The following is a 13,453-nucleotide window of genomic DNA, read 5'->3' as shown; positions in this document are numbered from 1 at the left end:
TCAAATTTTCACTTGAAAAATATTTTATTCAGAAAGGAGCGAAATGTTCGCACTCCTCAACACGAAAACAGAATACAGCTTTTTAGACAGTGTGGTTCGAGTCGATGATTACCTAAATTTGGCCCAACGTTATGGTTATCAAACGGTCGGAATCTGTGACAATGGGAATCTTCACGCTGCATACCGATTTATTACAAAAGCAAAAGCATACAATTTACAAGCTGTAGTGTCAATCGAGTTAGCATTTGAAATTTTCGGTTTTCCGATGACACTTTCTTTTATTGCCAAAAGTACAAAAGGCTACAAAAATTTACTACGAATTTCAACCTTGCATAATCAAGGACAAATTCAATTTGCTGACATTCAATCGCATTTAGAAGACCTCGCTGTAGTGATTCCTGAAGCTTATGGTGACTTGTCAGCATTGGTCCAATTAAAGTCCCAGGTTGACCTCTATGTAGGGATAAATCAAAAAACGCAACCAGGAGTGCACTTTGGCATCCCCATGCTTCCGTTTCCTGCGGTTCGATATTTAACTCCCACTGATAATTCGACCCTTGAGGTCCTCCATACCGTACGTGATGGGGGAAGTTTTGATCATAGCTTGGCTCTTCCAACAGTGGAATTAATGCAAAGGCCTGAAGCATATGAGGCCTATTACCAGAAAAATTTTCCAGGAGCACTTAAAAATCTGTCAGCCCTGACAGAAAAAATCAGCTACGACCTCGAGGAAAACTTAGGCTTACCTCGATTTGATAAAAGTCGTAATGCTTCCGAAATGCTTCGTGAACGAGCAGAAAAAGGGCTGATAGACCTTCAACTCGTCAGTCCAGACTATCAATCGCGGCTCAAACATGAATTATCTGTCATTCATCAAATGGGTTTTGACGACTATTTCTTGATAGTTGGTGATTTACTTCGTTTTGCTCGGAAAAATCAAATTTATTGTGGCATGGGGCGCGGATCTGCCGCAGGATCACTTGTCGCATTCGCATTACAAATTACCCATGTTGATCCCGTCAAGAACCATCTTTTTTTTGAACGATTTCTCAATCCAGAACGTGTTGCCATGCCAGATATTGATATCGATATGCCGGATGATCGAAGGGCTGAATTATTGGCATATATGAAGCGACGTTATGGCAGTGACCATGTTGCTCAAATTGTGACATTTTCTACTTTTGGTAAAAGACAGGCCCTACGTGATGCAGGAAAAGCATTTGGGATGTCTGAAATTGAAATTGGTCAAGTGACCAAGATGCTATCTAGACGTTATAATACGTTAGCTGAAGAATATGAAGGAAATCCTAGATTTAAAGCAGAATTGCTGAAAAATGATAAACTTCACCGCATTTACGATGTAGCCCGACGTATTGAAGGAATGCCACGACAGACCTCAACGCATGCCTCTGGTGTCGTTTTGAGTGAAGCCTCGCTCGTCAATTACGTTGCTCTAAAACCTTCAGATGATTTAGCTCTGACTCAATATGAGGCGCAAGACGTTGAGGCTCTTGGGTTGTTGAAAATTGATTTCTTAGGTCTCCGTAACTTGACTTTGATTTCTCAGATAAGGCAAACGGTTCTAGAACATGAAAAAATTGACATTGATCCAATCGATATTGATTTGGAAGATGAAGCGACACTTGCGCTATTCCGTTCAGGAAATACCATGGGAATTTTTCAATTTGAAAATCCACAAATGCGACGGTTCCTTAGAAGCCTCGCTCCAACAAAATTTGATGACATTGTTGATGCAACTTCCATTTTTCGTCCCGGTCCAAGCCAATTTATTCCTCAGTTCGTTGCACGACGGCATGGAAAAGAAGCTGTTGAACCTGTTGATGACTCACTCACAGACATTCTCTCGCCAACCTACGGGATAATGATTTATCAAGAACAAATTATGCAAGTGGCTCAAAAATTTGCTGGTTTCTCGTTAGGAAAAGCTGATTTACTTCGTCGAGCCATTTCCAAGAAAAAAGGGAATGAGTTTGACAAGCTGAAACAGGAATTCCTCGAGGGAGCCATTCAAAATGGGCATACGAGTGAACAAGCCCTAAAAATTTATGAATTAATTGAGCGCTTTGCAAATTACGGTTTTAATCGTTCTCACGCTTATGCATATGCGGCCTTAGCTTTTCAAATTGCTTACTTCAAGGCACATTATCCAGATGCTTTTTTCGAAGTTCAGTTGCAGGATCGTAAAAGAGAAATTATTCTTGCGGATGCATTGGATAACAATTTTAAAATTCAAGCTCCTAATATCAATCAAATGCCTTATCATGACCGAGTCAACCAAGGGAAAATTAATCTCGGTCTATCCCATATCCAAAGTATTTCACGTGATTTTGCCTTTTGGATTGTTGAAAATCGTCCTTTTGTTAATTTGGAAGACTTTATTAGAAAATGTCCAGAGAAATTTCAAAAAGTTGAATATATTAACACCTTAATTCAAATTGGAACATTTGATCAGATGGAGCCTAACCGTGGAAAATTATTGCAAAACATTTCAAATTTAATTGATTATATCCAAAATATTCAACTCGATTTATTTAAGGATTCGCCGCTAAAATTTTCCTATCAAGAAGCAGAAGATCTAAGTCAGGCTGAAAAATATGAGCTTGAAAAAGAACAATTAGGTGTTGGAATAACTCCACATCCGCTGCAAACACTGGGACAATTATATGAAGGACAGTTTAAACCTTTGCAGGACCTTAAGAAAAAAGACCATGCTACTATTTTAGTAGAAGTCCAATTTATTCGGACACACCGCGCAAAAAATGGACAATCCATGGCTTTCTTGACTGTGACAGATAGTCAAAATCAATTTGATGTGACGCTTTTCCCGGAATATTATCGACAATTTTCTCAAATCCTTGAGAAAGGTAAATTTTATTTTATCACAGGAAAAATTTCGGAACGCAATGACAATTTACAACTCATCGCTGAAAAAGTTGCATCTGCCGAACCAAGTTCACGTCAGCTCTGGCTCAATTTGAAAGATTCAAGTAAAAATGCAAGATTAAATTCAATACTAAGAGAATTTCCAGGGGCCCATCGCGTGATTCTCCATTTTTCAGATCGTAAAGAAACGGTCCAAACAAAACTTTATGTTGAAGAAAGTGAAGTGCTTATCCATAGGCTCACTGGTTATGCAGAAAATATTATTTTTAAATAAAAAAAGCTGAACCAATATTCAGTTTTTTTGTTTCTAACCCATAAATCCGTAAACGGAAAACCACATTAATATAGCAGCTAAGAGGACGAAGATGTGCCACACCACATGAGCATAGGGAAACTTGAAATGATAGAAGAGTGCACCTAAAGAATAAACGACTCCTCCACCAACAAGAAGCCAAAATTGGAGTGGCGTAATCGTATTCCATAAAGGGTAAATGGCAAGCAAAATCATCCAACCCATTACAACATAAAGGATGGTTGAAGACTTGGGGACGGAATTCCATTTTGGTAAATAAATGGCAGTCAAAGTAATTCCAACAATGGCACAAGCCCAAATCACTCCAAAAATTGTCCAACCAAGCCAGCCTTTAACTGCGACGAGGCAATAGGGGGTGTAAGTCCCAGCAATCAGAAAATAAATGCCTGAATGATCAAAAACACGGAAAACTTTTACAGCTTTTGTAAAATGTAAACTATGTGCTAATGTAGAAAATAAAAACAATAAAATTAACGCCGAGCCATAAATACTTGCTGCGACAACTTGCATCGCTGACCCACTTGAACTTGCTTTGACTAACAATAAGACAAGTCCGGCAATAGAAAGTCCCAAACCAACACCATGTGTAATTGAATTGAAAATTTCATTAAGAATCAAATAACGACGAGATTCTGTTTTTTCCATAATATCCTCACTATAAAACAAAACATTGAAAGCAATGTTTTTATTATTCCCCGATTTGAGAAAATAATATATCTATTAATAAACCAAAATTTTCAGTATTAAAACAAAAAAAATAATCGTTAATAAATTTCCATATTAATCAACAAAAGTTTAATATGAAGCCATTTTTTAATCGATTTCAATCTTTTTTAGTCGTTCCACCTGAAAATTTGATATAATATATAATATCACAAATTGTAAAGAAAAGAAAATGAGTTTTAAAGCAGAATGAATCTGCGCGTACCGATGTATTACATTCATCAAGCACAAGTTATGGTACGAGAACTTGATTTGGAGACATTATGGCAATAAAAATTGTGACAGATTCGTCTATTACTATCGAACCAGAGATTGTTAAAGCATTAAATATCACAATCGTACCGTTATCAGTCATGATTGACGGTGTTCTCTATTCGGATTCCGATTTTAAATTGGATGAATTTATGGAGAAAATGGAAAATGCTAAAAATTTACCCAAAACAAGCCAACCACCAGTAGGCGTGTTCGCTGAAGTTTATGATGAACTAGCCGCAGATGGTGATCAAGTTATTTCAATCCATCTGACAGATATTTTATCTGGAACAGTTGAGGCTGCCCGACAAGGGAGTTTGTTATCAGGGAAAGATATTACAGTAATTGATTCTGATTTTACGGATCAGGCGCTCAAATTCCAAGTTGTTCAGGCAGCTGCAATGGCAAAGGAAGGGCATAGTAAAGAAGAAATTTTAGAGTCCATTAAAAAAACACGTGAAAATACTGAATTATACATTGGCTTTTCAACGCTTGAAAATATGGTTAAAGGTGGCCGGGTGAGTCGGATGACGGGACTCTTTGGTACCTTGTTAAACATTCGAGTTATCGGAACATTACGCGATCACGAATTGGGGACACTTGTTCGTGGACGTGGATCGAAAACATTCTACCGTTGGCTTGATGATTTGGCTAAAATCATGAGCGAATCTGGTCGGAAGATCAAAGAAATCGGAATCTCTCATGTTGAAAGTTTGGAATTTTCAACTCATGCGAAAGAAACATTACAAAAATATGTTGAAAAACCAATTTCAGTTCTCGATACAAATTCAACGATTGCCACACACACAGGTCCAGGAGCTTGGGCTATTATGATTAGTTACGAATAAGATGAAAAAAATATTCAATACACTTGCTGGCTTATTGCTAGCAATTTTGCTTATCTTCTCAATTTTATGGCTTGCAATCCCTAAGGCGGGCGATGAATTTGCTAGTAGTCGGCAGAATAAAATAACTTCAAGAACCATTCACTATGCTGCACTTGGAGATTCATTAACTGAAGGAATTGGAGATGCGACAAATCAGGGCGGATTTGTACCTCTTTTTGCCAAAAAAATAGAGAATAAATCAAATGCGACAGTGAAGATACAAAATTTTGGTAAAGCCGGGGATACAAGTGCTCAGATTTATTCACGAATGACGAGCAAAGCTGACATCGAGGCTGGCTTGAAATCAGCAGATGTCATTACGATTACGGTCGGTGGAAATGACGTCATGAAAGTCCTCCGAGAAAATATAGCGAATATCTCAAACATGAACGAAAATGACTTTGTTAAGCCAGCTCAAGAATATCAAAGTCGCCTAAAGAAAATTTTCGCTCAGATCCGCCATTCGAATTCAAAAGCTCAGATTTATGTTTTAGGAATTTATAACCCTTTTTACCTTAATTTTCCAGATATTACCGTCATGCAAGACGTAATCAATAATTGGAATCAGGCAACTGAAGAAGTGGTTAATTCACAAGCAGATGCTTATTTTGTTCCAATCAATGATTTGTTATATAAGGGGACGAGCGGACAAGCCGTTGAGGAATCCACCAGTAGCACTGATGAAACGACAGACGTTTCCAACAATCTACTTTACACAGGTGACCATTTCCACCCTAACAACACGGGTTATCAAATTATGGCTGATGCTGTTTTTAAAAGTTATGAAAAAATAAACCACTAATTTCGAGCAAATTATAAGCGAATTATAAAGGAAGAAAATGGACAAAAAAATTTCAATTTCTAGGAAAAATAGAGGCAAAAATCTAGAAAAGCCCAATATTGAAAAAGAAGATACAAAAGCGACATCTTCATTCAAAATCTGGAAAATCTTATTTCTACTCTTGTTGGCTTTCAACTTAGCTCTTGTTGCATTTGTCGGGATCCGAATTACTGGGACACGTGACTCTGCCACCTTGAATCAGACCAGTTCAACAAGTGCAAGTACAAATCAAAAAGTTGCAACAATTAATACAACGACTTCACAAGTAAATGAATTAGTGAATTCTTACTTAAAAAAATATCAAAAAGATGGAATGAGTTACAAATTTTATATTTCTGAACAACAAGCTGTTGTGAATATTGACTATAAAATTTTAGGAACAAAAGTACCTTTGTATCTCTATTTTGAACCACTGGCTTTATCTGATGGAGCAATTTCCTTGACGGTGACGAGTATATCAGCAGGAACTTTAAGTTTACCCACTTCCGCAATTTTACAAATGTTGAAATCTTATCAATTACCTGATTTTGTTGAAGTAAAGTCTTCAACGAGTCAAGTCATCATCCACTTAAATAAATTGATCCTGGCAGACAATTTGTACCTCAAGACCAATCAAATCGATTTAACAAATGGAAATTTTACTTTCGACTTGATGAAAAAATGATGAAACATCAAAAAACAACTTAAATACGAAAAAAATACTGAAAAACACTGAAAAACAGCCTTAAAAAGCCGATTTAGCTTGCAAAGACGGGCGATATTTGGTAGAATAAACAGTGCCTAAGTAAAAGGTAAAAAATTAATGGAGGACATTTTTAAAATGGCTAACAAACAAGATCTTATCGCTGAAGTTGCAGCAAAAACTGGTTTGACTAAAAAAGATTCAGAAAAAGCAGTTAACGCTTTTGGTGAAGCAGTTACAGAATTCCTTTCAAAAGGTGAAAAAGTACAACTTATTGGTTTTGGTACTTTCGAAACTCGCGCTCGTGCAGCTCGTGAAGGACGCAACCCTCAAACTGGCGCAGCAATCAAAATCGATGCAACTGTTGTTCCTGCATTCAAAGCTGGTAAAGCATTGAAAGACGCAGTTAAATAATTTAAGTTAAGAAATACTGGCACTGTGCAATTGCACAGTGTTTTTCTTTTTTGTTTTTTTTTTAAGAACAAAAAAGAAAAAAGCTGAAAATAAATATTATGTATATTTAACATAAATTTTTATAGGTTAGAAGGCAAGTCTCAATTACTTAAAATCTTTAGTTTAGAATATCAACCGAATAAGATTAAACAATCCTGGTCAAAAGTTAATTAGGAAATCAAAATATTCAATATTAATTGGAAATGAATGTAACTTCAGCAGGATTGAATATCAAGTGTGCAAAGCATATGATTTTCCTCTCAAAATTTAATACGTAAAAACTGACTTTTTGTAACAAAAAAAGACTTGTGAAAGTCTTTTTTATTTTCCTTAGATTAGGATGATTTAGTTTTCATGTTTTCAAAATAAAGGCGAATCAAACCGATAAGTGAAACAATTGCCCAGACCCCTTCGAGTGCTACAAAGCCCCATTGTTGGAGGTGAAAGGCATCAAATGCTAAAAAGCTAGAACCAATCACATTTAAAATGAGATAGGTCACAGAGGTCGCTTTTAGTAATCCTAATTGACTTAGGACAAAAGCAAATAAGATGAGGGCAGAGCCTGTGATTTGGATAAACATAGATATTCTCCTTAAATTTCGCCGTCGTGCTTACCTGGTACGGTGGTTCTCGTCAGGAGAATGAATGCATTCTGTAGTTATTATATCACAGTTCATTTATGGAGACAAATGGAGGAGCCAAAGAATGACCAAACTTACAAGGGTTTCAAAATACAAAAAAATAGAACTAACGTAACGTAACGTAGCGTAATAAAATAATGTGTTTGATATTTTGTGATTGACATTGTCATCTAAAAATGTTATAACTGCTTTAAGTTGAGTAATCAATTGAATACAATTTGTGGTTTAGAAGGAGTGTATGATGCCCAAATATGCAATCAAAATTGTCCTCTCTGTACTGACTTTAGCTTTGATAGGAGGAGGTGCGGGCATAGCACATGCCGAAAATGTAGATTTGGAAATCAATCCTCAAGTTCCTTCAAATCAAGCACATGCAGGATAGGTTCTTCATGTGACAGCAATACACAAAATTTTGCAAGTACAGGAGTGTCAATAGATAAGTCGGATAGTACAGATAATATATGGGCAGGTGTCGTCCGTGGCGGTTCTTACTTTGGTTACCAAAATGGACAAACCTATCTCTCTATTGGGACAACTGGATTAGTTACCTCAACATGGGGTGCAGGACTCCTAAATAGTGCCTCAGGTACAGCTGGGACGGCATTCGGCAATCTGCCAGCTAACTTGAACAGTCTTTATTCAGAGAGTAACAATACCTATGCAAATGGTTCAGGTTTTGAGGTTACAGCAAGTGGCGCAAGTAACACTGGCGTTTTTGAAGCGGCAGGTGGAACAACAGGACTTGGAAACTTCGTCAATTATTATCAAAATGGTTCGTCTACATTAATTTCTGGATCGACGCCAGCGGCAGGCTTTGGTCTTGTTGCCACTCAAGTCTATGGTGGTGCTTTCTCTGGTTATCAAAATGGATCAAGTGGCGCCACGCAAGCTAATTATGCCTCTGGTACTTATATCAATGGAGGAATGATTGGGCAAGCCTTCGGTGGTGGTCGGAGTGCAGGAATCACTTTTGGGGATTCCGAATTGAAGATAACAGGTGGACAAATCGATACGGTTGCCACGGGTGGAGACTACGATGTGGCATTCCACAAGGGGAATGCCAATACCGAAATGGATGGTGGAATCATTAACGGATCACTTGTCGGTACTCTGATATCGTCAGGTTACTGGACAAGCGGAGGCAGTGGCAAAAACTGGAATATTGCTTATGTAACAAATACTGGTACCGCCTGGTCCTCGAGTAATTCACTTTATTATTCACCTATGCAATTAATTGGATCAACCCAAGTTCGAATCACAGGTGGTGATTATTCAGGAGCACCAAATGGAAGTGACCTGTCACACAAGACAATTTGTGGTGGCCCAGTCAATGGACAAGAAACTGGAAGTTCAAATATAGCGGTTGATGCTGAAAACGCAACATCCTCAAGCAGTGCTAGTCCTATGGTCGGCGTAAGTTCGAGTACTCTCCTGAAGTTCTCTCCAGGTGTGCCATTTACAGGCGGTGGTGCTCCAGCCGAACAAATTACAAATGCAAATGGAAGTTTGCAGGACACTGAGCCCTGGATGGGGTCTGGTTTAACATCAAGTATTAATCTCTTTATTTATGGTAATCCTTCGCAGTCCGTTTTGAATGGGGCACAGCTTTCAGGTGACTCAATGTCTGCCTATCGTGCAGATGGTTCAGCTAACTTCGGAGGTTATCAGACGGATGGGAACCCAAATGTTGACACTGACATCAGTGGGGTCAATATGACTGTTGATGCGCCAAAGGACAGTTTCGGAAATATCTACGCTTCAGACTATCCAATTGCCCACAATACGCATTTCCTGACCTATTATAATGGGATTTCGACTAGTGGCCTGAATTATAATGTTAATATTAACGTGCTCAATGCTGGGCAAATTATGAAGATTTCAGGTGGTCAGGGCTATGCTGCACCAGAAACATCAAGCAATACTTTATTTGATATGCCCATGCGCAATGGTAGTGTCTATCCAACGGGAAATGCAAGTAATGCAACAGGTGTTATCAATCCTTCATTTAGTTCAACCACTGTTGAGAGCTTTACTTCAAGTAATGTAAATTGGAACAGTTCGACAGGTTCGGTATCATCAGGTTCTAACACGGCTTTGGTAACATTAGGTAACTCAGCAAATAAAACAGGATTAAATCACATTTATCTTGCTGACCGATTAGAAAATTTTACATCACTTGATGTAAAAAATAACGGTATTTTGACCCTGAACTATAATCCAGACTTTACTGCAAGTAGTACATATGGCACGGTAACAGGCTGGACGGCAAATTCGAGTGTGGTTGCTGCAACGACAAATGGGACTGGGATAACGAATCCAGGTCAACCGATTTCGACCGCCACACAAAGTGGGGCAACGGAATCGCCAAGTGGTGTTGTTTGGACCGCTGCTCAACCCTCGTGGACTGAACGGACATCAACTGATGCTACAACGAGTCAACCCGTTGGTACTGTTTATGGTGTAAGTGGTTGGACACAAGGAATAAACAATCCTTCAATGACTTATTATGATCCAAACTATGAATCAATGGTCGGTCTTGATACGCAGGGGACAGTATTGAATGGGGCTTCTGCACAACAAATGACAGGAACTTTCAGCAATAGCGCGACGGGAGCGAGTGGAAGCAGTGGGACATATGCAACAGGGGAATCTGCTTACCAATTTGCAAGTTGCGAATTTGATAGCAAATCAGGAATCTTTACGGGAGCATTCTGGGGAAATTCCTGGGCCAATCAATCGACAACAACGACATTTAGTCCTTTAACCACTCAGGTTTATCTAGGAAATGTCACTTTGGATGGCGACTCTGAATTTTCAACACCTTATCTGACAACAGACCGAATTATAAATATGCACTCCATTTCCATGGTAACGACAGGTTCAAAGATGACATGGAGAGGAAACAATATCGCTGTTGGTACTTCAACATCACCAGTTAATATTAATACATCACCTGTTAGTGGACTGTCAAAGACAGAGAATGGAACCTATTGGGGAACCTCTTCAAGTTCGATGCCTTTCATTACTTTTGATCAAAAAGCAGGGACATCGGATGGCATTGCCAACATTAATGAAGTCAACTTTCTGGGGGATGACCCTAACTCAATGTATGGTTACGGTCTACTAGGCGATACTGATAAGACAGATACAGCCTATACAGCGACAGATGAGATTTTCCTTGGCGCTGGTCAAATTCGGGAATTCGATACGAATAATGCGAAAGCGGGTGGTGGTTCTTGGGCCTTTAATTCAGGCTTTAGTAGTGACTTTACGACTGATGCTACCACACCCATGGGCACGGGCGATAATGTAGGAAAGAAAGTCCTTGTTACTGCTTATGATTCAAACGGAAATGTGTTGACGGGGTCCCAATGGAACACGGGTGCAACTAAGATTGTGTTGATGTATCCAAGCAGCACTTACGCGCCAACTTCATCTGGAAGCTTTTACAGTTTTCCTAGCGCAACGACTGGGGAACCTTGTTTACGGGCGGTGCAACAGAAACACAACAAACGAGCAATGACCCCTTCATGTTTGAAGCATCAAGTGGGAGTTATGTTCAAGATGTTTCAGTAACTGCTCCTGTGAATGGTGAAACGGGGGTTTCTCCTGGTATTTATGATTACCATACGGGTTCTGATGAAGATGAATTTATTTCAGCAAATGCATCTGGATATTCGACTTATGACAATACCACAACAACGCCAATATTACCTCCGACAACAAACCCATCAGTGACAGATTGGCCAAGTCCAATCACGAGCCCATCTGGATCTGCCACAACGCTTGTCACGGCTGGCACGCCGAATTATTATATTGCGGCCGATGGGACTGATGGTAACGCCCCTTATTCATGGTCTTGGACTGGTACGGGACAAAATGGTGCTCGAACTTTGTTTGATCCATTTATTGCTTATGCAAATTCGAGTAGCCCAACAACGACAAGTTATGGCTATAACCACTTGTATTTCCCAGGGAATTCATCGAATGGATCATACAACACATCCGAAGCAAACGGTAACGTGTATAGTCGATATGTGGTCTATACTGCGAAGACGAATGATGTGTCAACAATTTCCGCCCATTCATTTATCTTGACAAACAGTGAGGCTAAAGCCTTAACGCTTAATTCAAGTGATTCAGTTAATGGCAGTGCCAATTTATACAGTATGTCAGCAATTACAGGAACAGGCTTAGCTTCGTCAAGCACAACAGTCACACCGAGTGACCAATTAAATAGCGTTTTAACAGCGGTTACTGATATTAACAAAGGACTGTCGACGGGTCAAATTTACAGAACCATTAATTTAACTTGGACTGATACAACGTCTGGAGCTGTCGGAGAGTCGACTGTTACGATTGTACCTGACTCAACCTCTGACATTGCATCAGATGGGTCGGGGGCAATGGCTTGGGCTCAATCTTCAACAATGGATGATACTGTAGCGTCTATCATCAAAGACGATACGGGCATTCAAGATCCAAGTATTGGGGGGACCGGAGCTGTGCTTCTGACGCCTTTGCAAAATACTTATACAGTCACGGTTACACCATTGAGTGATTTTAATGCCACTACGGCAGCAACGATTAAAACGGGTCTGTCAACTGACACAGGCAATGGAGTGACTATTCCAACGGCTCAGCAAACAACTGGCATTCAATACACTGGCACCTCAACCACGACAGGAACTGGAACATATGTTTCTGGAGGACAATTTACAGCAACTGGTCAATCAGCCGTGAATTTGGCTAACGATACTGCTGTTGTTGATTCGTTAAATGGCACAGCAACTGACGGTACTGCAGCTAGTGCTACGAATGATATGGTTACTGTGGATTATACGGCTATTACACCAACTGGACAAACGTTGACGACGGGGACGACAAATGGGGCTTCGATTACAGTATCTACTGGTGATTTGTCTTGGGGAACGCCGAATGAAATAACTTTTGGTACACATACGATCGATACGACACATGCATGGTCTACCTTAGGTTCTCCTGACCAAGAATTATTTATTGATGATTCAATTCCAGCAGCTTCTCAAAAGGGTTGGTTATTGGATGTTACAATAATTACGCCACTGCTTGGCGTAAAGACCAATTATGATTTAACGCCTTATCTGACTTACAATGGATCGGTAATTACATCGAATAATGCGGTCAATGCGGCCTATTATGACCCTATCCTGTATCCTTCAGGAGGTTATACAACCTATCCTGGTTGGGATTCGACGATGGAGACAAGTTCAGCAACGACAACGATGCAAGTTCCATATGGTCTCGATAGTGCAACATTAGCGTCAGTTGCCCAACAGGCTAACCTATTTGATTTGTCGAAAAACTGGTCAACGGCTCCAAGTTGGTCAACGACTGCATTAAATAGTGGGACAGGGGCTGAAACACAAGGATTTGCTCTTAGTCTGCCACAAACAGCCGCAACTCAACGTGCTGATACCTATAACGGTTCAGTCCTTTGGACATTAAGTAAAGGGCCAGTCACCGGAGACTAAGCTTATAAATGAGTCAAAAAAAGCACATCTAATGCTTTTTTTGACCCTAAGCATACAAAATTTTATTTTGAGATAAGCTTTATTTTAGCTCGTTTTAAGTCACGCTTGATATAATTCATTTATTCCAAAAATAAATTTTTTCATAAATACTCCTAATCAAAAGAGCCTGTGTGAGCGGGTTCTTTTTTTGACTTTCTCTTGAAAAGTTTCAGCTTAATTTGTGTTATAATAAAGTAACATTTGC

General features: G+C 39.3%; 10 protein-coding genes. 8 read left to right on the top strand and 2 right to left on the bottom strand.

The features are described 5' to 3' along the window. Positions 1-43 precede the first annotated feature (43 nt). Complete coding sequence (locus RT41_RS04260) at positions 44-3,178, top strand: DNA polymerase III subunit alpha (RefSeq protein ID WP_096817688.1); 3,135 nt, start codon at positions 44-46, stop codon at positions 3,176-3,178. A 33-nt stretch (positions 3,179-3,211) separates the two neighbouring features. On the opposite strand, the gene trhA is transcribed toward RT41_RS04260, so the two are convergent. Further along, positions 3,212-3,862, bottom strand: a complete 651-nt coding sequence (trhA, locus tag RT41_RS04255) for a PAQR family membrane homeostasis protein TrhA (protein WP_054639732.1) — start codon at positions 3,860-3,862, stop codon at positions 3,212-3,214. A 341-nt stretch (positions 3,863-4,203) separates the two neighbouring features. On the opposite strand from trhA, the gene RT41_RS04250 reads away from it, so the two are divergent. The 4 genes from RT41_RS04250 (at position 4,204) to RT41_RS04235 (ending at position 7,016) form a co-directional block, all read left to right on the top strand. Continuing rightward, a complete protein-coding gene (locus RT41_RS04250) occupies positions 4,204-5,040 on the top strand; it encodes a DegV family protein (RefSeq protein ID WP_054639733.1) in 837 nt (278 codons plus the stop codon). 1 nt (position 5,041) lies between these two features. Continuing rightward, positions 5,042-5,881 carry an SGNH/GDSL hydrolase family protein gene (locus RT41_RS04245; protein WP_096817686.1) on the top strand — a complete coding sequence of 280 codons (840 nt, stop codon included), beginning with the start codon at positions 5,042-5,044 and terminating at the stop codon, positions 5,879-5,881. 37 nt (positions 5,882-5,918) lie between these two features. Then, positions 5,919-6,584, top strand: a complete 666-nt coding sequence (locus RT41_RS04240) for a YpmS family protein (RefSeq protein WP_054639736.1) — start codon at positions 5,919-5,921, stop codon at positions 6,582-6,584. 156 nt (positions 6,585-6,740) lie between these two features. Next, positions 6,741-7,016 carry an HU family DNA-binding protein gene (locus RT41_RS04235; RefSeq protein ID WP_096817685.1) on the top strand — a complete coding sequence of 92 codons (276 nt, stop codon included), beginning with the start codon at positions 6,741-6,743 and terminating at the stop codon, positions 7,014-7,016. 374 nt (positions 7,017-7,390) lie between these two features. Here RT41_RS04235 and RT41_RS04230 read toward each other — a convergent pair whose 3' ends face one another. Beyond that, positions 7,391-7,636, bottom strand: coding sequence for a CBU_0592 family membrane protein (locus RT41_RS04230; protein ID WP_219524936.1), 246 nt, complete (start codon positions 7,634-7,636; stop codon positions 7,391-7,393). Between the two features lie 298 nt (positions 7,637-7,934). Between RT41_RS04230 and RT41_RS10430 the strand changes: the two genes are divergently transcribed. From RT41_RS10430 to RT41_RS04220, 3 genes are read left to right on the top strand one after another with little or no spacing between them, the layout of a single operon-like run. Then, positions 7,935-8,078 carry a hypothetical protein gene (locus tag RT41_RS10430; RefSeq protein WP_180752679.1) on the top strand — a complete coding sequence of 48 codons (144 nt, stop codon included), beginning with the start codon at positions 7,935-7,937 and terminating at the stop codon, positions 8,076-8,078. Between the two features lie 44 nt (positions 8,079-8,122). After that, entirely contained in the window at positions 8,123-11,272 is a 3,150-nt protein-coding gene (locus RT41_RS04225) for a beta strand repeat-containing protein (protein WP_096817684.1), read from the top strand. Next, positions 11,227-13,209 (top strand): hypothetical protein, encoded by a 1,983-nt coding sequence (locus RT41_RS04220; protein WP_096817682.1) that lies wholly within the window; start codon positions 11,227-11,229, stop codon positions 13,207-13,209. Before RT41_RS04225 ends, RT41_RS04220 begins: the two co-directional genes overlap by 46 nt. Positions 13,210-13,453: the final 244 nt, after the last annotated feature.

Origin of the sequence: Lactococcus fujiensis JCM 16395 (genome assembly GCF_002441655.1) — a bacterium.
Classification (GTDB): Bacteria; Bacillota; Bacilli; order Lactobacillales; family Streptococcaceae; genus Lactococcus; species Lactococcus fujiensis.
The sequence above is the reverse complement of the archived record's forward strand: the minus strand, read 5'-3'. Positions and strand labels throughout refer to the sequence as shown.